19 protein-coding genes are annotated in these 20,671 nt (G+C 73.7%); 8 read left to right on the top strand and 11 right to left on the bottom strand.

Annotated features, from left to right (window positions below; translation table 11 throughout):
• Positions 1-47: 47 nt before the first annotated feature.
• A complete protein-coding gene (locus tag F6X68_RS17320) occupies positions 48-1,358 on the top strand; it encodes a GH1 family beta-glucosidase (RefSeq protein ID WP_151455265.1) in 1,311 nt (436 codons plus the stop codon).
• A gap of 99 nt (positions 1,359-1,457) precedes the next feature.
• On the opposite strand, the gene F6X68_RS17315 is transcribed toward F6X68_RS17320, so the two are convergent.
• The 3 genes from F6X68_RS17315 to F6X68_RS17305 all read right to left on the bottom strand — a co-directional run bounded on the left by F6X68_RS17315 (position 1,458) and on the right by F6X68_RS17305 (position 5,905).
• Positions 1,458-1,871, bottom strand: coding sequence for a roadblock/LC7 domain-containing protein (locus tag F6X68_RS17315; RefSeq protein WP_197697869.1), 414 nt, complete (start codon positions 1,869-1,871; stop codon positions 1,458-1,460).
• A 5-nt stretch (positions 1,872-1,876) separates the two neighbouring features.
• A complete protein-coding gene (locus tag F6X68_RS17310; protein WP_151455264.1) occupies positions 1,877-4,426 on the bottom strand; it encodes a nitrate- and nitrite sensing domain-containing protein in 2,550 nt (849 codons plus the stop codon).
• Positions 4,427-4,525: 99 nt separating this feature from the next.
• A complete protein-coding gene (locus F6X68_RS17305) occupies positions 4,526-5,905 on the bottom strand; it encodes an FGGY family carbohydrate kinase (protein WP_151455263.1) in 1,380 nt (459 codons plus the stop codon).
• Positions 5,906-6,159: 254 nt separating this feature from the next.
• Between F6X68_RS17305 and F6X68_RS17300 the strand changes: the two genes are divergently transcribed.
• Positions 6,160-8,100 (top strand): anthranilate synthase family protein, encoded by a 1,941-nt coding sequence (locus tag F6X68_RS17300; protein ID WP_151455262.1) that lies wholly within the window; start codon positions 6,160-6,162, stop codon positions 8,098-8,100.
• Positions 8,101-8,235: 135 nt separating this feature from the next.
• Here the strand turns inward: F6X68_RS17300 and wrbA are convergent, their stop codons facing one another.
• Positions 8,236-8,853, bottom strand: a complete 618-nt coding sequence (wrbA, locus tag F6X68_RS17295; protein WP_151455261.1) for an NAD(P)H:quinone oxidoreductase — start codon at positions 8,851-8,853, stop codon at positions 8,236-8,238.
• 354 nt (positions 8,854-9,207) lie between these two features.
• Positions 9,208-9,597, bottom strand: a complete 390-nt coding sequence (locus F6X68_RS17290; RefSeq protein ID WP_151455260.1) for a DUF4190 domain-containing protein — start codon at positions 9,595-9,597, stop codon at positions 9,208-9,210.
• Positions 9,598-9,724: 127 nt separating this feature from the next.
• Here F6X68_RS17290 and F6X68_RS17285 point away from each other — a divergent pair, with 127 nt between their 5' ends.
• Both F6X68_RS17285 and F6X68_RS17280 read left to right on the top strand, forming a co-directional pair.
• Complete coding sequence (locus tag F6X68_RS17285) at positions 9,725-10,834, top strand: winged helix DNA-binding domain-containing protein (protein WP_151455259.1); 1,110 nt, start codon at positions 9,725-9,727, stop codon at positions 10,832-10,834.
• Between the two features lie 181 nt (positions 10,835-11,015).
• Positions 11,016-11,750, top strand: coding sequence for a PRC and DUF2382 domain-containing protein (locus F6X68_RS17280; RefSeq protein ID WP_151455258.1), 735 nt, complete (start codon positions 11,016-11,018; stop codon positions 11,748-11,750).
• 60 nt (positions 11,751-11,810) lie between these two features.
• Here the strand turns inward: F6X68_RS17280 and F6X68_RS17275 are convergent, their stop codons facing one another.
• From F6X68_RS17275 to F6X68_RS17260, 4 genes are read right to left on the bottom strand one after another with little or no spacing between them, the layout of a single operon-like run.
• Complete coding sequence (locus tag F6X68_RS17275) at positions 11,811-13,016, bottom strand: ABC transporter ATP-binding protein (protein ID WP_151455257.1); 1,206 nt, start codon at positions 13,014-13,016, stop codon at positions 11,811-11,813.
• Between the two features lie 9 nt (positions 13,017-13,025).
• The gene (locus tag F6X68_RS17270) at positions 13,026-13,859 is read right to left on the bottom strand and encodes a carbohydrate ABC transporter permease (RefSeq protein ID WP_121400801.1); all 834 of its coding nucleotides are present in this window, start codon (positions 13,857-13,859) and stop codon (positions 13,026-13,028) included.
• Between the two features lies 1 nt (position 13,860).
• Complete coding sequence (locus F6X68_RS17265) at positions 13,861-14,859, bottom strand: carbohydrate ABC transporter permease (protein ID WP_151455256.1); 999 nt, start codon at positions 14,857-14,859, stop codon at positions 13,861-13,863.
• Positions 14,860-14,905: 46 nt separating this feature from the next.
• Entirely contained in the window at positions 14,906-16,195 is a 1,290-nt protein-coding gene (locus tag F6X68_RS17260) for an ABC transporter substrate-binding protein (RefSeq protein ID WP_151455255.1), read from the bottom strand.
• 231 nt (positions 16,196-16,426) lie between these two features.
• Between F6X68_RS17260 and F6X68_RS17255 the strand changes: the two genes are divergently transcribed.
• Positions 16,427-17,005, top strand: a complete 579-nt coding sequence (locus F6X68_RS17255; protein ID WP_151455254.1) for a DsbA family protein — start codon at positions 16,427-16,429, stop codon at positions 17,003-17,005.
• 242 nt (positions 17,006-17,247) lie between these two features.
• Here the strand turns inward: F6X68_RS17255 and F6X68_RS17250 are convergent, their stop codons facing one another.
• On the bottom strand, positions 17,248-17,688 hold the full coding sequence (locus F6X68_RS17250; RefSeq protein WP_151455253.1) for a hypothetical protein: 441 nt from the start codon (positions 17,686-17,688) through the stop codon (positions 17,248-17,250).
• A gap of 211 nt (positions 17,689-17,899) precedes the next feature.
• Here F6X68_RS17250 and F6X68_RS17245 point away from each other — a divergent pair, with 211 nt between their 5' ends.
• The 3 genes from F6X68_RS17245 (at position 17,900) to F6X68_RS17235 (ending at position 19,163) form a co-directional block, all read left to right on the top strand.
• Entirely contained in the window at positions 17,900-18,331 is a 432-nt protein-coding gene (locus tag F6X68_RS17245) for a hypothetical protein (RefSeq protein ID WP_151455252.1), read from the top strand.
• A 47-nt stretch (positions 18,332-18,378) separates the two neighbouring features.
• Entirely contained in the window at positions 18,379-18,654 is a 276-nt protein-coding gene (locus tag F6X68_RS17240) for a hypothetical protein (RefSeq protein WP_121400795.1), read from the top strand.
• A 128-nt stretch (positions 18,655-18,782) separates the two neighbouring features.
• Positions 18,783-19,163: a YccF domain-containing protein gene (locus tag F6X68_RS17235; RefSeq protein WP_101415103.1), complete on the top strand. Its 381-nt coding sequence runs from the start codon at positions 18,783-18,785 to the stop codon at positions 19,161-19,163.
• A gap of 710 nt (positions 19,164-19,873) precedes the next feature.
• Here the strand turns inward: F6X68_RS17235 and F6X68_RS17230 are convergent.
• Positions 19,874-20,581 carry an HAD family hydrolase gene (locus tag F6X68_RS17230; RefSeq protein WP_151455251.1) on the bottom strand — a complete coding sequence of 236 codons (708 nt, stop codon included), beginning with the start codon at positions 20,579-20,581 and terminating at the stop codon, positions 19,874-19,876.
• Positions 20,582-20,671: the final 90 nt, after the last annotated feature.

Raw genomic sequence — 20,671 nt, 5'->3', positions numbered from 1 at the left:
CCCCTACCGGCCCCGCGCCGCGCGCCGACGAGACGCCGTCGGCAGGCCTGCGCTTCCCGCCGGGCTTCGGCTGGGGGGCGGCCACCTCCGCCTACCAGATCGAGGGCGCGGCCAAGGAGGACGGCCGGGGCGAGTCGATCTGGGACACGTTCAGCCACACGCCGGGCCGCACCCGCAACGGCGACACCGGCGACGTCGCCGCCGACCACTACCACCGGTACGCCGAGGACCTGGACCTGATGCGCGACATCGGGCTGGACAGCTACCGGTTCTCCATCTCCTGGCCGCGCGTACAGGCCGACGGCACCGGCGCGCCCAACCAGCGCGGGCTCGACTTCTACCGCCGTCTCGTCGACGGGCTGCACGAGCGGGGCATCGCGCCGATGGCGACGCTGTTCCACTGGGACCTGCCGCAGTCCCTCCAGGACGCCGGTGGCTGGGAGTCGCGCGACGTCACCCACCGGTTCGCCGACTACGCCGAGATCGTCTTCCGCGCGCTCGGCGACCGGGTGCCGGTCTGGCTGACCGTCAACGAGCCGAAGACGGTGGTGCAGAACGGCTACCTCGAAGGTCACCACGCCCCGGGCCGCCAGGACCCGGACGCCGCGTACCTGGTCGCCCACCACCTCCACCTGGCCCACGGGCTCGCCGTGGCGGCGTTCCGCGCCACCGGCTCCGGCCGGATCGGCCCGGCGCTCAACCTGCACCCCTGCTACCCGGCCGACGACTCGCCCGAGGCCGCCCGGGCCGCCCGGCTCTACGACGGCTACGAGAACCGCCTCTACCTCGACCCGATCCTCACCGGCCGCTACCCGCAGGACGTGCTGGACGACCTCGGCCCCGACAGCCGGCTGGTCCGCGGCATCCGCGACGGCGACCTGGCGACCATCGCCGCGCCGGTCGACCTGCTCGCCGTGCAGTACTACACGCCCTACTACCTCACCGGCGACGGCGCGACGGTCGGGCGCTGGCCCACCTCACAGGCCTCCTGGCAGCAGATCCACCCCGACGGGATGTACGACATCCTGACCCGGGTGACCCGCGACTACGGCCCGATCCCGCTGACCGTCACCGAGAACGGGCTGCCCACCCCGGACACCCTCGACGCCGACGGCACGGTCGACGACGCCGGCCGGGTCACCTTCCTGCGCGACCACCTCGCCGCCGCGCACCGGGCCATGGCCGCCGGCGTGCCGCTGGAGAGCTACCACGTCTGGTCCCTGCTCGACAACTTCGAGTGGGACGCGGGCTACGACGAGCGCTGGGGCCTGGTCCACGTGGACTACCAGACCCAGCGGCGCGTGCTCAAGCGCAGCGCGCACTGGTACCGCCAGGTCATCGCCGCCAACGGTCTCTGACCGCCGGGCACCCGCCACCCCGGCGCCGCTCGGCGGCGCCGGGGTGGACGCCGTCGGCGCGCCCGCCAGCGTGGACGCCGGGCGGGCGCGTCGACCCGGTCAGCGGGGCAGGGCCTGCTGGAGTTCCGCCCGCAGCGCCGGGGTGAGCATCTCCCCCGCCTGCTTGGCCAGCCGCGCCATCTCGTAGCCGACCACACCGATGTCGGCCTCCGCCCCGGCCAGCGTGGCCAGGATGGAACCGTCACGCACCTGCATGACCAGGAAGTAGCCGCGCCCCATCTCGACGACCGTCTGCTTGACGATGTCCCCGTCGAACATCTGCGCCGCGCCCGCGGTGATGCTCATCAGCCCCGAGGTCACGGCCGCGAGCTTGTCGGCGTGGTCGCGGGGCAGGTGGTCGGAGATCGCGACCAGCAGGCCGTCGGAGGAGACCACGATGGCGTGCACCACCCCCGGCACCCGCTCCGCGAACCCGCTGACCAGCCAGCTCAGGTCGCGGGCCTCCCGGCTCAACGTCGTCATCGCTGTCCCCCTTCGGTGCGTACGCCGCCCGGCGGCATGGAAATCTCCGTGGTGTCCTCGGCCTCGGCCCGCCGTACCCCGCTGTAGAACCGGGACAGCATCCCCCCGACCGCCTCCGGGTCCGGGTCGTGGCGTACCGCCGGCTGCTCCGGCCGGGCCGGCCGGGTGACGGCCGAGAGCTGTGCCATCGGCACCCGGACGGGCAGGCCGCGTTCGTTGGTCCCGCCGGTGACCGGGACGGCCGGCGGCGTGGGCGAGGCCCCCGGCACCGGACCGGGCGACGGCCCCTGCCGGGACCACCAGCCCCCACCGGTCGACGCGGGCGGCCGGGCCGCCGGGGCGAGCACGTCCTCGGCCCGCACCGGGACCGACCGGGCCTGCCGGGGCGGGGCCTCGGACCGCCGCCCGGCCGCCGGCAGCTCGCCCGCCGGTCGCGCACCGGCCCACGCCGGCGGCCGCCCGGCCACCGGCAACCCACCGGGCGGCGGCGTCCCGTCCCACGCCGCGGCGGCCAGCATCCGGGCCGCGACGGGCGCCTCCCGCTCGGGCGCCGGCGCCAGCAGGCCACCGGGCAGCCGTACCCGGGCGACGAGGCCCTCCTCGCCGCCGGCCAGGCGCACCTCGACGCGGAGCCGGGCGGCCAGGTGGCTGACCACGAACAGGCCCATCCGCTCGACCGTCGCCACGTCGGCGGCCGGCGGGGTGGCCAGGACGGCGTTCGCCTCGGCCAGCGCGGCCGGGCTCATGCCGATCCCCCGGTCGGTGATCTCGATGACCGCGCCGGCCCCCTCGCTCCGGGCGGTGACCGCCACGACCGTGTCGGGACGGGAGAACGAGGTGGCGTTCTCCAGCAGCTCGGCGAGGATGTGGACCAGCTCGCCGACGGCGTGGCCGACGACGTGCAGGTCGGCGACCGCCCCGTGCCGGACCCGCTGGTACTGCTCGATCTCGGCGCTGGCGGCGAGCAGCATCGGGCCGAGCCCCGCCGGCCGGTTCCACCGGCGGGTCGCCTCCGTCCCGGCGAGCACCAGCAGGCTGTCGTCGTTGCGCCGCATGCGGGCGGCCAGGTGGTCGAGCTTGAAGAGGTTCTCCAGCTGGTCCGGATCGCTCTCCTCGCGCTCCAGGTCGTCGAGCAGCTCCAACTGGCGCTCCACGAGCACCTGGCTGCGCCGGGCGAGGTTGACGAACATCGCGTTGACGTTGCGCCGGGTGGTCGCCTGCTCGACGGCGACGTTGACCGCGCTGCGGTGCACCGCGACGAACGCCTCCGCCAGCTCGCCGATCTCGTCGAGCGAACGGACCACCGCCGGCGGGACCTCGATGGCCGGGACACCCCCGGTCACGGTACGCAGCCGGTCCAGGGCGTCCGGCAGCTCCAGCTGGGCGATCCGCAGCGCCTGGCCGCGCAGCAGCCGCATCGACCGGGCCATGGACCGGCCGACGAGGACGGAGATGAGCAGGGCGACCAGCAGCACCGCGAGGATGCTGCCGACGACCAGCAGCGTGGTCCGCAGCTGCGTCGCGCTCACCCCGTCGGCCTGCCGTACGGCGTCGTCGAGCACCGACGCCTCGATGCGGCGGAGCAGCTCCTGACGCTGCTCGCCGGCCGCCCACCACTGCGGCGCCGGCAGCACGCTCGGCGCGGCGGCCCCGGTCACCAGGCTCTGCTCCTCCAACCGGGTGGCCGTCAGGAACCCCGGATCCGTCGAGGTCTCGTCGTAGCGGCGGACCTGCTCGGCGGTGGCGGCGACCCGGAACGCGCCCAGGGCGGTCAGCTGCTGGGCGCGCAGGTCGGTCAGGACCACCTGGTCCTCCACGCCGTACCGGCCGGCGCGGGCGGCCTCGTAGAGCTGGGCCCGGACCCGTGAGGAGAGCTCCTTGACCCGGGCGAGCTGCACGTAGCGCAGCACCGCGTCGCTGAGTGCGGGCCGGTCCTCGCCCGGCGAGGGCTCGGCGAGCAGGCGCAGCAGCGCGTCGACGGCCCGGTGGTAGTTGCTCAGGATGGTGTCGCTGCCCAGCACCGCCGGGGGGATCGCGGCCCGGATGTAGACGACCTGGTCGTAGGCCTCCAGCACCTCCGAGTAGGCGACCCGCCAGGAGGCGTCCGCGTCGGCCAGCGGCCCGGCGGCCCGGCGCAGGTCGCGCAGCGCCTGGTCGGTGGCGGCCTGCAACGGCCTCAGCACCACGATCGCCGAGTCCCGGTCGGCGCCCGCGCCGCCTCGGCGCAACTCGCCCAGCTCACCGGCGGCCCGGTCGCGTTCCTGCTGGAGCTGGTGCACCAGCGTGACGATCTCCCGGCCGATGCCGACCTGCTGGGCGAAGTCACCCAACGCGGTCGTCCGCCCGACGAGGGTGTGGGTCTGCACGCCGGCCAGCACCAGGAACGCGACCGACGGGATGACCAGCACGGTGACGAGCTTGGTGCGCATCCGCCAGTCCCGCAGCCGGAACGGGGAGCGGCGACGGTGCGGCACGACCCGGACGTCGAACCGGCGCCGGCGGTGCTGCGACACCCCGTCGTCGGACGGTTCCGGACCTGCCCCCACACCTACCCCCTCCCTGTCCCGCGTCCGCCGCGAGCCGGGGAGCGGAGTCCATCCAACCAGGCCCGCTAGCCGTGTCAACGGGGCGGGCTGAGGTGCTACTCAGGAGGGTGAGCCGGTCTCGTCCGTCCGGACGATGGCGGCGAGCCGGGAGGCGTCACCGATGCGCCCAAGGGCCACCAGCGCCGCGCCGCTCGCCCCGACCTCCGGGTTGCGCCCGTACCACACCGGCCGGGGCGCGAGCGCCGCCGCGAACGACGTACGCCACCAGTCGGAGGCCGCCACCGCTCCCCCGCCGAGCACCACCTCGACCGACTCGTCCACCGTGGACTCCAGCACGACGAGGTCGCCGGCGACCAGGTCGCACAGGCCCCGCATCAGCCCCGCCAGGATCTCCACCGAGGTGGTGCCGAAGCTCAGGCCCCCCAGCGCGCCCGAGCCGGCCGGGGACATCCCGGGCGGCCGGTCCCCGCCGAAGCGGACGTTCACCGGCAGGGTCCTGTCGTGCGGCACCCGGGCCAGGGCGGCCTCCAGCTCGCTACCCCCGGGCAACCGCAGCTCCCGGTCGGCCCAGGCGAAGAGGTTGCCGCCGGAGGAGTACGCGGCGCCGGTCACCACGTGGTCGTGGTCGACCCGGTAGCGCCAGAGCTCCTCGGGCAGCGGTGGCATGGCCTGCCCCGCCGGGACGCGCTGCACCAGCCGCACCGCCGCCGACGTGCCGACCGTCACCGCGACCCGGCTCGGCTCGACGCAGCCCGAGCCGACGTTCGACGCCGCGCCGTCGCCCACCGGGCCGGCCCAGGGCGCGTCGGTGAGCTGCGGCCAGCGCCGCGCGTACGCCGGCCGCAGCCGGCCCCGCCATCCGTTCGGCGCCAGCTCGGGCAGCTCGTCGGCGTGGCTGCCGGCCAGCGCGCACGCCTCGGCGTCCCAGTCCAGCGTCCGCAGGTCCAGCAGGCCCGTGCCGGAGGCCTGGGAGATCGACATGGGCGCCGAGTCGAGCAGCTCGCCCAGCACGTACTCGGCCAGGCCGGCGAACCGGGCGACCCGCCCGCCGGTGTGTTCCCGCAGCCAGGGCAACCGGACCGACCAGTAGCAGCGGTGCCACCACGTGCCGGTGCGCCGGTGGAAGTCGGCCGGGTCGGCCGGGCCGGCCGGGCCGGCGGGCGCCTCGGGACGGGTGTCCAGCCAGGTCAGCACCGGTCCGAGGGGCGCGCCGTCGGCGCCGAGCGGGACCACCGAGTGCCACTGCCCGGACGTCGCCACCAGCGACACGTCGCGCAGGTGGCCACCGGCGGCCAGCTCGTCCAGGCACGCCACCAGGCAGGCCAGGTAGCCGGGGCCGTCCAGCGTGCCGGTGCCGTCGTCGTGCACGGCGAGGCTCACCTTGCGCCGGGCCAGCGCGCCGGGCAGCGGGCGGGCGTCCGTGTCCAGCACGAGTCCGCGTACCGAGGAGGTGCCCAGGTCGAGCGCGAGAATGTTCATCGCGGGTCAAGTTACCCGGTGCGGTGCGCCCCGGCGTCCCAGCGCCTGGGCTGTACGCCCGATCGGCTTTCCGGTGCCCGCGCGGGGCCGTAGGGTGATCGCATGCCCGCGCACCTGTCCTGCTGGTGGCCCGCCGATCCGGCGGCCATCCCCCGCGCGTAGCTTCCCACGCGGCCGCCCGACGAGGCGGCCGCCGGTCTCTCCCCGGCCCTCCCGGTCGCCCCGCCGGGCGCCGCCCGGCCCGAGGAGACCCGATGACCCACCTGACCGAGTTGCTCGCCGCCGTCGCCGGCGGCGGCGACCCCGGCCCGTTCGCGCTCGTCCGCCGCGAGGGCGCCGCGCACCTGGAGCTGTTCACCGGCACGGTACGCACGGCGGGCCGGCTCGCCGACCTCCCCCTGCCCGGCGGGGCGCCCGGCCCCCGGACGCTGGCGCTGGTGCCCTACCGGCAGATCACCGAGCGGGGCTTCGCCTGCGTCGACGACGGCGTCCCGCTGGAGTTCCTCGAGATCGACCGGCACGAACGGGTCGTCCTGGCCGAGGCGCTCGCCGCCCTGCCCGACGTGCCCGTGCGCACGGCCGACGCCGCCTTCGACGTCACCGACGACGAGTACGCCGCCACCGTCGGCCGGGTGCTCGCCGAGGAGATCGGGCGCGGCGAGGGCGCCAACTTCGTCATCCACCGCTGCCTGCGCGCCACCGTGCAGGGTCCGCCGCTGGTCGCCGCGCTCGCCGCGTTGCGCCGGCTGCTGCGGAGCGAGCGCGGCGCGTACTGGACCTTCCTCGTGCACACCGGCACCCGGATCCTGGTCGGGGCCAGCCCGGAGCGGCACGTCAGCGTCGACGACGGCCTGGTCATGATGAACCCGATCAGCGGCACCTTCCGGCACACCGGCGCGGGCGCCGACCGGGCCGCGCTGCTGCGCTTCCTCGCCGACCCCAAGGAGGTCGAGGAGCTGTACATGGTGCTCGACGAGGAGCTCAAGATGATGGCCACGGTCGCCGAGCACGGCGGCCAGGTGGTCGGGCCCCACCTCAAGGAGATGTCCCACCTGGCCCACACGGAGTACCTGCTCGCCGGCCGGGGCACGAAGGACGTGCGGGAGGTGCTGCGGGAGACGATGTTCGCGCCCACGGTCACCGGCAGCCCGATGGAGAACGCCTGCCGGGTCATCGCCCGGCACGAGGGCACCGGGCGGCGCTACTACGCCGGGGTGCTGGCGCTGCTCGGCCACGACGACGCCGGCCGGCAGATCCTGGACGCGCCGATCCTGATCCGTACCGCCGAGATCTCCCCCGCCGGCGAGCTGCGGGTGCCGGTCGGGGCCACCCTGGTGCGGCACTCGACCGCCGAGGGCGAGGTGGCCGAGACGCACGCCAAGGCGGCCGGCGTGCTGGCCGCGCTCGGCCTCGGCCCGCAGGCGCCCGTCGGTGGCCCGGAACCCGCCGTACGCCTCGCCGACGACCCGCAGGTGCGGGCCGCGCTGGCCGCACGCAACGCGCCGCTGGCCCGGTTCTGGCTCGACCAGCGGTCGCCGGGCGCCGGTGGCCTGCCCGGGCTGGCCGGCCGGCGGGCGCTGATCGTCGACGGCGAGGACACCTTCACCGGCATGCTGGCCCACCAGCTGCGCGCGCTCGGCCTGGCCGTGACAGTGCGGCCGTGGCACGCCGCCGGTCCGGTGGACGGCCACGACCTGGTGGTGGTCGGCCCCGGTCCGGGCGACCCGGGCAGCACCGCCGAGCCGAAGATGCGCACGATGCGGGGGCTGCTCTCCGGGTTGCTCGCCGAGGGCCGGCCGACCCTGGCCGTCTGCCTGGGCCACCAACTGCTCGCCGGCCTGCTCGGGCTGGCGCCGCACCGCCGGGACGCGCCCTACCAGGGGCTCCAGCGGGAGGTGGACATCTTCGGCACGCGCCGCCGGGTCGGCTTCTACGCCACCTTCACGGCGCGCGCCGACGCCGACCGGCTGGACACCCCGTACGGCCCGGTGGAGCTGGCCCGGGACGCGGCGGACGGCGCGGTGCACGCCCTGCGCGGGCGCGGGTTCGCGGGGGTGCAGTTCCATCCGGAGTCGGTGCTCAGCCCCGACGGCGTGGCCGTCCTCGCCGATCTGGTGGGCGCGCTGCTGCCGGCGCCGACGGGACATCCGTCGACGGCGCACGGCGGGTTGTCGGGAGCGGCCGAGCGTGCATAGCCGCCCCGATCGGGGGTAGGGGTGCTGCGACCGGCGGCCCGGACGGGTCGAGAGCCCCCGCCCGGGCCGCCGGTCGCGCCGGTACAGCCGACCCGCTGGCAGCGCCGGTCCAGCCGGTGAACCGGCGACGCCGGGTCAGCCGGCCAGGCCCGCCTTCAGCGCCGCACCGATCCGCACCGCGCGCTTGGCGGTCAACGCGGTGGCGCCGAGCGCGATGTCGTCCGGCGCCGTCTCGCCGTTGTTGCTGGTGTGCGAGGCGCCGTAGGGGTTGCCGGCGACGAACTGGCTCGGGTCGGTGTAGCCGGGGGTCACCACGACTCCGCCCCAGTGGTAGAAGACGTTGAACATCGACAGCAGGGTGGCCTCCTGCCCGCCGTGCGAGGTGGCCGTCGAGCAGAACGCGGAATAGACCTTGTCCGCCAGGGCGCCCTGCGACCACAGCGGCCCTGTGGTGTCCATGAACTGCTTGAGCTGGGCGGCCATCACGCCGTACCGGGTCGGGGTCCCGAAGATCACCACGTCGGCCCACGACAGGTCGTCCAGCTGTGCCTCGGGGACGTCCTGGGTCTCCATCTGGTGCGCGTGCCAGCCCGAGTTGGAACGGATCGCCTCGTCCGGCGCCAGCTCGCGCACCTTGCGCAGCCGCACCTCGGCGCCCGCCTCACCGGCGCCTTCGCACGCCGCCTGCGCCATCTGGTACGTGATGCCGGTGGCGCTGTAGTAGATCACCGCGACCTTGGTCTGGGCAGCCATCGGGTGTTCCCTCCTCATGTCGGGTCAGCTCCCGCGACTACCCGATGTTTGCGCCGTCAAACGGTCACCCGGGGTCGCGCGCCCGGCCCGGGGCTTCGTGGACCTGCCCGTCATGCACCGCCCACTGTGACGGCCCCGCTGCCGTCGGTAGCTCAAGATGTCCGCAAGTTTCGATCCGTTCCGGTGCCGGTCCGACCGCCGGCCGGGAATGCTGGTGCCACGGCGCCGGCGGACCGGCAACCGCCCGGCACCGGCCACCCTGAACGGGGGATCGCGCTGCGCCGGCAGCGTCGCCGGCGAAGCGCGATCAGGGGAGCCGACGCGCCCCGGCCTGCCGCGGCAGGGGCCGCCGGGTCAGGTGTCGAGGCGGTCGCGCAGGTCGTCGACCTCCTGTTGGATCCGGTTCACGGCGTCCTCGTTGTTGAGGACGGTGGTGATCCCGGCGGCGAAGGCCAGCCCGATCAGCACCGCCAGGGCGCTGAGCACCAGGCCGCCGATCGCCACGCCCCGGCCGGTCACCCCGGGCCGACCGGCCATCCTGAGCCCGACGATGCCCAGGATCACGCCGATGATGCCGAGCAGCAGGCCGATCCAGGACAGGATCACGGTCAGCACGCTGATCAGCGCGGCCACCCCGAAGACCAGTGCGAAGGCGGCGGCGGCGCTGGTCTTGGCGGCCGGGCCGCCTCGGCCGGCGCGGGTCGGTGTGCCGGCGCCCCGGGCCGGCTCGCTGGACGCGGTCATGTCGCTCCCTCCGGGCGCGCGGACGGCGCGCCTGCTGGCCGGCCGCTTTCCCGCCGCGACGGCGGTCATGCGTCGGATGTCGGAGGTCGGCCCTAGTCTGGTGCCCCACCCGAGCGGAGGAGCCCCCATGCCAGCGGAGCTGACCGGGCGCGAGGCGCTCGCGCTGCGGATGACCGGCCTGCTGCTCCGCCCGCATCCCACGGCGGCGGTGGGCGGGGTCGAGGGCGTGGTGGGGTGGTTCGGGGCCATGCAGGCGCAGGACCTGGCCAGCGGCATGTGGTCGCTCGGGGTGCGGCTGCCCGCGCTCGGCCACGCCGACGTGCACGCCGCGCTGGAACGCCGGGAGGCGCTGCGCACCTGGCCGATGCGGGGCACCGTGCACCTCGTGCCGCCCCGCGACGCCCGCTGGATGCTGGAGCTCACCGGCGTACGCTCGCTGGCCGGCGCCGCCACCCGCCGCGCGCAGCTCGGGCTCACCGAGACCGACGCGGACCGCGCGCTCGACGTGCTCGGCGCCGCGCTGGCCGGCGGCGGCCGGCTCACCCGGGCGCTGTGCCTGGCCACGCTGGAGGCGGCCGGCATCGACACCGGCGACCAGCGCGGCTACCACCTGCTCTGGTACGCCAGCGTCCGCGGCGTCACCTGCCTCGCGCCCAACGTCGGCACCGAGCAGACCTTCGCCCTGCTCGCCGAGTGGGCGCCCGAGGCTCGCCGGCCCGAGCGGGACGAGGCCCTGGCGATGCTCGCCCACCGCTACGTCCGGGGGCACGGGCCCGTCACCGCCCGGGAGTTCGCCGGCTGGACGGGGCTGACGCTCACCGACGCGCGCCGGGGCTTCGCGGCGGCCGGCGACGCCCTGACCGTGGTGCGGGTCGACGGGCAGGAGGCGCTCGTCGACGCGGCCCTGCTCGACGCGCCCCGCGAGCCGGTCGACGACCTGCTGGTGCTGCCCGGCTTCGACGAGTACCTGCTGGGCTTCAAGGACCGTTCGCTGATGCTGGACCCCGCCCACGCCGAGGCGATCGTGCCGGGGCGCAACGGCGTTTTCCAGGCCACGGTCGTCCGGGACGGGCGGGTCGTGGGCACGTGGAAGCGCGCAGTTGGCAGAAACCGGGTGACGGTCACGGTGTTCCCGCTGGTGCCCTTCGAGGAGCGGACCCGGGCCCGGGTGGCGGTCGCGCTGGGCCGTTACGCCGACTTCCTGGGCCTGCCGCTACGGATCGTCTGGCCCGACTGACCGCCAGGCCGAAGGCGCGACCCGTCCCACGGATCCCATCGGCCCCACTGGCCCCGGCGGACCGCCTCGCCCGCCGCGCCCGCCCGAAGGCCGGTGCTGCTCCTATCCGGCCGGCCGTCGACGAATCCGTGCCGGCCGGCCGGGTATCCGGCCCATGACACGAGAGGGAGGTCGACGACCGATGAAGCTGAGTGCACAGCAGGCCAACTCGCTGTACGGACAGGACGTCAAGGACCGCTCGGGTTCGAAGATCGGAAGCGTGGGCCAGATCTGGGCCGACGCCGCCGGCGAGCCCACGTGGGTCAGCGTGCAGACGGGCCTGATGGGCCGCAAGGAGTCGATGGCCCCGCTGGACAAGGCCCGGATCACCGACGGCGGACTCACCGTCGACTACGACAAGTCGACCGTGAAGGACGCCCCGGCCGTGGACGCCGGCACCGAACAGCCGCTGGACACGACGCAGATCCAGCAGCTCTACGGCCACTACCGCCTGACGCCGCAGGCGCCGCAAGCCCCCGACCGGGGACGGAAGCCCGCCGCCGGCGAGGACATGATCCGGTCCGAGGAGCGGATGCGGGTCGGCACGGAGAGCCAGCCCGCCGGCACGGCACGGCTGCGCAAGTACGTGGTCACCGAGGACGTGCACACCACCGTGCCGGTCGAGCACGACGAGGTGCACGTGGAGCGGGAGCCCATCGCCGCCCGCGACGCACGCGGCATGCGCGCCGACATCGGCGAGGCCGAGCAGGAGATGACCCTGCGGGCCGAGCGGCCGGTGGTCGGCAAGGAGACGGTGCCCGTCGAGCGGGTCCACCTGGCCAAGGACGAGGTCGTCGAGGAGCAGCCCATCGACGACCGGATCCGCCGGGAGCGGGTGGACGCGGACATCCCGGAACGCAGCCGGCGACGTCGCTGACCGCTGACACGGCGACGGGCGGGTGGGTCGGTTCGACCCACCCGCCCGTCTCGGCGTACGTCAGTCGGCGAGCGCGCCCGCCGCCCGTCCCTCGTGCAGGGTCAGGTTGCGCCCGTCGGACGGGTCGAACAGGTGGATCTTCTCCAGGTTGAACCAGACGCGCCGGGTCTGTCCCTCCTCGACCGGGGACTCGGCGGAGAGCCGCGTCACCAGGCTGGCCCCACCGCCACTGAAGTCGGCGCCCGCGTCGGCCGCCAGCTCCTCCAGTTCGGCGGCGCTGGCCCGCTCCCCCTCGACGCTGAAGTAGACGTACTTGTCGGAGCCCATGGACTCGACGATGTCGACCGGCGCCTCGAACTCCGCGCCCCGGCGGCGGGTGTCGTCGTCGATCAGCGCGGCGTCCTCGAAGTGCTCCGGCCGGATGCCGAGGATCAGCTCGCGCGGGGCGTCCGCCCCCTCCAGCTCGCGCCGGATCCGCTCGCCGATCGGCACGTCGCCCAGCGCCGTACGCAGCTTGCCGTCCTCGATCGCGGCGTGCAGGAAGTTCATCGACGGCGAGCCGATGAAGCCGGCGACGAAGAGGTTGCGCGGGTGGTCGTACAGCTCCTGCGGCGGGCCGACCTGCTGCACGGCGCCGCCCCGCATGATCACCACGCGGTCGCCGAGGGTCATCGCCTCGGTCTGGTCGTGGGTGACGTAGACGGTGGTGGTGCCCAGCTTCTTCTGCAGGCGCGACACGACGGTGCGCATCTGCACCCGCAGCTTGGCGTCCAGGTTGGACAGTGGCTCGTCCATCAGGAACGCCTTGGGCTGCCGGACGATCGCGCGGCCCATCGCGACCCGCTGGCGCTGACCGCCGGAGAGGTTGGCCGGCTTGCGGTCCAGCAGCGCGGACAGCTCCAGGACCTTCGCCGCCTCCTCGACCTTCCGGTTGATCGTCTCCTTGTCCAGCTTCGCCAACCGCAGCGGGAACGCCATGTTCTCCCGCACGGTCATGTTCGGGTAGAGGGCGTAGGACTGGAACACCATCGCGATGTCCCGGTCCCGGGGCGCCTTGTCGTTGACCCGCTGGCCGCCGATGCGCAGCTCGCCGGAGCTGATGTCCTCCAGGCCCGCGATCATGTTGAGGGTGGTGGACTTCCCGCAGCCGGACGGGCCGACCAGGATGACGAACTCGCCGTCGGCGATCTCCAGGTCGACGTCGGCCACCGCGACGGTCCCGTCCGGGAACTTCTTGCTCACCTTGTCGAGCACGATGTCAGCCATGAGTACCACCTATCCCTTGACTGCGCCGGAGGTCAGGCCGGAGACGATGCGGCGCTGGAAGAAGAGGACGAACAGGATGATCGGAACGGTGATCACCACGGCGGCGGCGCAGATCGCCCCGGTGGGGTCCTCGAACTGCGACTCGCCGGTGAAGAACGACAGCGCCACCGGCACCGTGCGCGCCCGCTCGGTGGAGGTCAGCGTGATGGCGAAGAGGAAGTCGTTCCAGCAGAAGATGAAGACCAGGATCGCCGTGGTGAACAGTCCCGGCGCGGCGAGCGGGGCGATGACCCGCCGGAACGCCTGGGCCTGCGTCGCGCCGTCCATCTTCGCCGCCTTCTCCAGGTCCCACGGGATCTGCTTGAAGAACGCCGACAGCGTGTAGATCGCCAGCGGCAGCGCGAAGGTGATGTACGGCAGGATCAGGCCCGGCCAGGTGTCGAAGAGGCCGAGCTGCCGCTCGATCTCGAACAGCGGCGACACCAGGGACACCTGCGGGAACATCGCGATCAGCAGGGAGACCCCGACCAGCAGCCGCTTGCCGGGAAAGTCCAGCCGGGAGATCGCGTACGCGGCCATGGCGCCCAGCACCACGGCGATCACGGTGGCGATCAGCGCGATGCCGATCGAGTTGACCAGGGCCCGGACGAACTGGTCGGTCTGGAAGATCGTCCGGTAGTTGTCGAGCGTCCACTCCTGCGGGATGAACTTCCCGTCGGTCAGGGTCGCCGGCGTCTTGAACGACAACGACATGATCCAGAGCACCGGCACCAGCGCGAAGACGACCACGATGGCGTCCAGCAGGCCCCAGCGCAGCTTGGCCCGGGTGGTGGTGTCAGCCATCTCAACGCCTCTCCCCGTCGTCGCTGCCGGGGGCAGCGGTACCGAACAGCTTCACGAAGACGAAGGCGATGATCGCCACGGTGAGGAAGATCAGCACCGACATCGTCGACCCGATGCCGAGGTTCAGGCCCCGGATCAGGTTGTTGTAGGCGAGCATCGACACCGATGAGGTCTCGTTGCCGCCCGCGGTCAGCACGAAGATGTTGTCGAACACCCGGAACGCGTCGAGGGTGCGGAACAGCAGCGCGACCAGGATCGCCGGCTTCATCACCGGCAGCATCACCTTGGTGAAGCGCTGCCAGGAGGTGGCGCCGTCGGTGGAGGCGGCCTTGAGCAGGTCCTCCGGCACCAGGGCGAGGCCGGCCATGAGCAGCAGCGCCATGAACGGCGTGGTCTTCCAGATCTCGGCCAGCATGATGATCGCCAGCGAGCTGGCCCGCTCGGTCAGGGGCGCGCCGTCGCTGAACAGGTTGGCCAGGTAGCCCGTGCCCGGCGTCCACGCGTACCGCCAGGAGAAGGCCGCGACGACCGTGACGATGCCGTACGGGATCAGGGCGGCGGTCCGCACGATGCCCCGGCCGACCAGCGTACGGTGCATGATCAGCGCCAGTCCCATGCCGAGCGCCAGCTCGACGGCGACGGTGACCACCGTGATCAACGCGGTGACCCCGAAGGCCGTCCACCAGAACTCGTTGGTCAGCACGGTGGCGTAGTTCTCCAGCCCGACGAACTGGCGCTCGGCGGGAAAACGCAGGTCGTAGCGCTGGAGGGACAGCCAGACCGAGTAGATGATCGGGTACGCGGTCACCAGCACCATGACCAGCGCGGCGGGTGCGCAGAGCAGCCAGCCCAGCCGGCGCTCGGCCTTCTTGTTCTCGCTCAGCGGGGCCTTGCGGCCCCGACCGGCGCGCTGGGCCGGCACCTTGGCGTCCCGGCCGGGCCGGGCGGCCGTCTCGTCGGCGGCCACGTCGGCGCCGGCCGGCGTGGCGTTGACGCTCATGCCGCCACCTCCGGGCGGTCGGCGTCGAGTCGCCGGGTGCGCTGGCTCACGGCAGGACCCCCTTCGATTCGAGGGCGTCGGCGATGGCGTCGCGCAGCTCGTCGGCGGTCTGCTCGGGCCGGATCGCCGACGGCGGCGACAGGATCGCCGACATGACGGTGGAAATGCTCTGGTACGCCGGGGTCAAAGGCCGGACCGCCGGCTCCTTGAGCTCTTCGAGGATGGTGTCCCGCATCGGGTACGCCTCAGCCATCTCCGGATCGGCGTAGACCTTCTCGATGGTCGGCGGCACGCCGTCGTTGACCGCGGAGAACTTCTGGTTCTTCTCGTTGCGGATGCAGCGGGCCGCCTCGAAGGACTCCTCGGGGTACTTCGAGTAGGCGCTGACCGCCATGTTGATCCCGCCGATGGTGACCTTGCTCGGGGTGTTCTCGTCGACGCCCGGGACACGGGCCCAGCCGACCTGCTTCGCCAGCTCCGGGTCGGCCTCCTGCAGCGCCGGGTAGACGAACGGCCAGTTGACCTGGAACGCGCCGTCGCCGGACTGGAACTCCAGCCGGACCGGGTCCTCGGTGGCGTTGCTGAACGACGGCGATGTCACGCCCGACGTGGCGAAGCGCTGGAGCTGCTCCAGCGCCCGCACGGTGCCCTCGTCCATGACGGCCTTCTTGCCGTCGTCGCTGAGGATCTTGCCGCCGGCGCTCTCGGCGAGGGTGTTGTAGAGGACGACGAGGCCCTCGTACTGGGCGCCCATGGTGAGCACCTGGTGCGGCTTGCCCTGCTGCTTCAGCTCCTGGGCGGTGGAGATCATCTGGTCCCACGTCTTCGGCGGCTGCGGCACCAGGTCCTTGCGGTACCAGAGCAGCTGGACGTTGGTGTTCTTCGGCGCGCCGTAGAGCTTGTCCTCGTAGCGCGCCGTCTCCAGCGGGCCGGCGAGGGTGCCCTGCTCGACCTCGGCCCGGTCCTGCCCGGTCCACTCCCTGATCCAGTCGGCGCTGGCGAACTCCTGGGTCCAGGTCACGTCGAGGCCGAGGACGTCCATGCCGCTGTCCTGTGCCGCCAGCCGGCGGACCATCTGCACCCGTTGGTCGTCGGCCTGCCGGGGCAGCACCCGGTAGGCGATCTTGTAGCGCCCCTGGGCCTGCGCGTTGCAGTCGTCGACGACCTTCTGCAGGTTCTGCTCCGGCGGGTAGTACAGGTTGATCGTGGGTGTGCCGCCGTCCCCGTCGGAACCGCAGGCGGCCGCCATCGGTGCCACCAGCGTCAACGCCGCGGCGGCAGCCACCGCGCGCACGCGTGGCCGCCGTCGGCGTCCGGCCTTGTCAGGGTCGCTCATCACCCCTCCCCTCGTGTCGGCCAAGGCCGGGGAGAGGCTCCGCGCCCCGGCGCACGGCGAGCCGTTCGGGCCGTCTGACCAGCGGTTGCGTCGCCCGGACGTTTCGTGGCCCCAACACTGCCCGACCTGCGAAGTTGCGAAACCTGACGCTGCTGGGACGGCGCCGGAGGCACCGGCTGTGGCGCGGATCACCGCCGTGCGGGCCGGCCCGGTCGCCCGTAGGCTCGGCCGATGGACGCCACCTTCTTCCTCGACCCGGCCTGCCCGTGGACCTGGCGCACCTCCCGCTGGCTCGTCGCGGTCGCCGACGCCCGGGGCCTGCACATCGAGTGGCGGGCATTCAGCCTGGCCATCCTCAACTCGGGCGGGGTGCCGCCGGAGTACGCCGACGCGATGACCGCCTCAAGCCGGGCGCTGCGGCTGGTGGAGGCGCTGCGCGCCGAGGGCCGCCACGACGACGTCGCCCGGTTCTACGCCGAGGTCGGCGCCCGCAGCCACGACGCGGGCAACCCGCTGTCGGCGAAGATCGTGGACGCGGCCGTCGAGGCGGCGGGCCTGCGAGAGGCTGCGCCGGCGCTCGACGACGACCGCTGGGACGAGGCGGTACGCGAGTCGCACGCCCTCGCGTACGCCTCGGCCGGCCCGGACATCGGCGCGCCTGTGCTCATGGTCCCGGGCGCCGAGCGGGGCATCCACGGCCCGATCCTGACCGAGGTCCCCGGCACCGACGACGCCCTGACGATCTGGGACTCGCTGCTACCCCTGATCCGGATGCCCGCCTTCCACGAGGTCAAGCGCGCCCGCCACTGACCTGCGGCGTCGCCTTCCCGGGGCCTGCGGCAGTCGCCTTCCGGGCCCGCGGCAATCGCTCGCCCGGGCCTGCGCGGCCGTCGCCTACCCGGGCCTGCGCGGCGTCGCCTACCCGGGCCTGCGCCGCGTCGCCTTCCCGGGCCTACGGCCGTTTGCCCTCCCGGGGCCTGCGGCGTCGCCTGCTCGGGCCTCCCCGGTCGAGGCGCCTCGCCCGCTCGGGGAGGCGTGGCTGGCTGGCCCGGTCAGGGCCCGACGCGGCGCCGGTTGGTGATCGCGCGCACCAGCAGCACCACCCAGCCGATCGCGGCGAGCGCGCCGGCCCCCGCCAGCCCGGAGAAGAGCAGCCAGGTGTCGCCGCCCTGGACGGCGAAGACGCCCCTGCGGGCGCCGGTGTCGCGGGCCGCCACGGTGGTCCCCTGGGTCAGCCGGTCCGGCCCGTCGTAGACGATGACGTCGTGACGCGGCGTCCCGCCCCCGTCCGGGACGAAGTCGCCGTACCAGACGCAGTAGCGGCTGCACTTCTCGTGCAGTGCGGTAAACGTGCCCGCCGTGCCGCCACCGGACTTCGCCTGCCAGGCCGGGGCGACGTCGGGTACACCGAGGGCCAGCCCGAGAAGGGCGAGGAAGGGAAGCCCGGCCCAGAGCAGGACCTTCCTCCCCCAACCAGCCGCTCCATCCGCCACGACCACACCGTAACAAGATCCCCCCACCCCTCCCCTGCCTCGTTGATCATGACGTTGGCGTGGCGATTCGTCCGTTTCGTCGCGACCAACCTCATGATCGGCGTCGGGCGCCCCGGGCCGGTCGGTCCGCCCCGATCGGTGGGTTCTCGCGGGATCCTCCGCCGCCGCCGGCTGCGTTGGGCAGGATCGTTGCCAACGAGGAGGTGCCGTCGTGCAGGACACGCGCGCTCTCGCCCTGACGTTCGAGGTGAGTGGCCTGCCACCGGTCAGGACCGAGGCGCTGTCCGTCTTCGCCGCCGGGCACCGGCAGGCGACGAGGGTCCGCGCCCTGCTCGAGGCGGCCTGCGAAGCGGCCCAGCGCACCGGCTGGACGCCGCTGTCGGGGCCGATCGAGGTGGACCTCGTGCTGCGCTGCCCGCCCGGGCACCGCACCTCCGACGCCAGCGCCCTGCTGGGCGGGGTGTGTGGGGTGCTCCAGGACAAGAAGCGGGTGGCCAGCATCGGCCTGGCCCACCTCGGCGTCCTGGTGGACGTCGCCCTCTACGACGACGACCGGCAGATCCGCCGGCTGTCGTACGCGCAGGAGCCGGCCGAGAACTTCTCGTACCGGGTGCGGGTGGCCGCCGTACCGCACGTGGTTTGACCGATGGCCGCGGTGGGGTACCGCGGACGCCGACGAAGGGAGCGCCGATGTCGGAGCCACATGTCACGCTGGACCCTCGCGGGCTCGATCCCGTGCAGCAGAAGCTGCAGGGCCCGCTGGAGGACCAGCTGACCTCGGCGTTGCAGGCCGCCACGGAACGGATCAGCGCCAGCTACGCCGGTGAGCCGGTGGAGCAGGTCTGCCAGCGGCTGCTCGACGAGACGCGCTCAGGGCTGCACCCGGACATCGCCGCCGGATTCAATCCCGACATGGACGAGTTCTGCCGGGTGGCGGTGGCGATCGTGCGCGGCGAGGTCTCCTGAGACGTACTCCCGCCGCTCCCGCCGCTCCCGCCCGCCCCGGGTCCGGTGGCGGGCGGTCCCACGCTGCAGGGCGCCCGACGGGCCGGACGGCCGGCACCGGGTGGTACCGGTCGGTCATGCTCGAAGACATGATCCGATTTGTGCTCAACGTGCTGTGGCTCGTCTTCGGCGGCGGCATCGTCCTCGCCGCCGGCTACGGCATCGCCGCGCTGATCTGCTTCGTCCTGGTGGTCACGATCCCGTTCGGCGTCGCGTCGCTCCGGCTCGCGGTCTACTCGCTGTGGCCGTTCGGGCGCACCGTCGTGCCCAAGCCCGGCGCCGGGATCGCCTCCGGGCTGGCCAACGTCCTCTGGGTGGTGCTCGCGGGCTGGTGGCTGGCCCTGTCCCACGTCCTGGCCGGTGTCGCGCTGTGCCTCACGGTCATCGGCATTCCGTTCGGAATCGCCAACTTCAAGCTCGTTCCCGCCGCGATCTGGCCCCTCGGACGCGAGGTCGTCGACGCCCCGTGACGTGCCCGGCAACGCTCGTTACCGGCCGGGCCGCCACGTCCCGGGCCGAGCCGGCGGGAGTAGCCCGTGCCCTGCCGCCCTCCGCAGGGCTCGGCCGCAGCGGCCCGCGACGGTGATCCGCCGGCGCAGTCAGGCGACCAGTGGGCCCACCCGCCGGCCCGCCGACGCACCGGTCACCGAATCGAATGGTGATGCCCACGGTGGCGCTCTGCGACGGGGGGATTTTCCGTCGTCGGGCGGCGCTCTGCGACGGCGGGTCTTCCGCCGTCAGGCGACGCGACGGAGAGGCGATCCGCCGAGGGTGTCAGGACCGGGGCCGCAACTCCCCGGTCCTGCCCCCAGCCGTCCGGCGTCGTAACGGACGCACCGCGTGAGCACGTGGGCGTGGCACGCCGCCCACGCCGGGCTCGACGCGGCGAGCCTGCCGCCTGCACTCAGCTCCGTGTGCCCGGCAACCGGACTTCGGCACGCTCCCGGCCCACCCCGAAGGGCCGTGAGCGCCGAATCAGGCTAGGCGTGCCGCCGGGGCCCGGACAAGGACGAGCCGGGGCCGAGGCGGCGTGATTGATGTCAAGGCGGAAAAGCGGCATGTCGACGTAACACGCCCCTCGGGGCCAACGCTGTTTCCCGTCGAGGCGACCATTGTGTCCGGTGCGCCGCCGCCGCTTCCCGGCAGCCCGGCTGTGGCTCCCCGGCGGCCCGGCTGCGGCTCAGAAGTGGCGCAGCAGATCGGGGAACGCGGACAGCCGCAGCACGCCCGGGTCGGCCGGGTCCAGCTCGTCGTGCTCCAGCACCCAGGTGTTGTCGTTCGGGATGAACACGGCGTTCAGCCCGGCGGCGCGGGCGGGCAGGATGTCGGACTTCGGGGAGTTGCCGATCATCCACGTGACAGCGGGGTCGACGCCGTGTTCCCGGACCAGCCACCGGTAGGTGTCGACGTCCTTCTCCGGCACGATGTGCGCGGCCCGGAAGTGGTGCAACAGACCGCAGGCGTCGAGCTTGCGCTGCTGCTCCTCGCGTTCGCCCTTGGTCAGCAGCAGCAGGTGGTGCCGGACGGCCAGGACGTCCAGCGCCTCGGCCACCCCGGGCATCAACTCCACCTGGTGCGCGACCAGGGCCGCCGCCAGCCCCTCGATCTCGCGCCGCTCCGCCTCGGTCGCGGGCCGCTGCCGCAGTCGCTCCAGGCACTCCCCCAGGCTGCGCAGGAACACCTTGCTGCCGTAGCCGTGCGCCACCGCGTTGGCCCGCTCGATGTCGTCCAGGATGGCCCGGGTCTCGGCCCGGTCGAGGGTCGGATGGTCCAGCCACTCCAGGAAGTCGTCGATCACCCGTTCGAACAGGACGTTGTTCTCCCAGAGCGTGTCGTCGGCGTCGAAGACGAGCACCTGCCCGTCGCGGCGGCGAATCGCGTCCCCCATGCCTCCCCGTCCCCTCCCCGCGATGCGATGCGACTCCGGGCCGTGCTGGAGGCGCACCCAGCTGATCTTGGACAGTTACCGTGCGGTGCG

Source organism: Micromonospora sp. AMSO12t (assembly GCF_008806585.1).
Classification (GTDB): Bacteria; Actinomycetota; Actinomycetes; order Mycobacteriales; family Micromonosporaceae; genus Micromonospora; species Micromonospora reichwaldensis.
The sequence above is the reverse complement of the archived record's forward strand: the minus strand, read 5'-3'. Positions and strand labels throughout refer to the sequence as shown.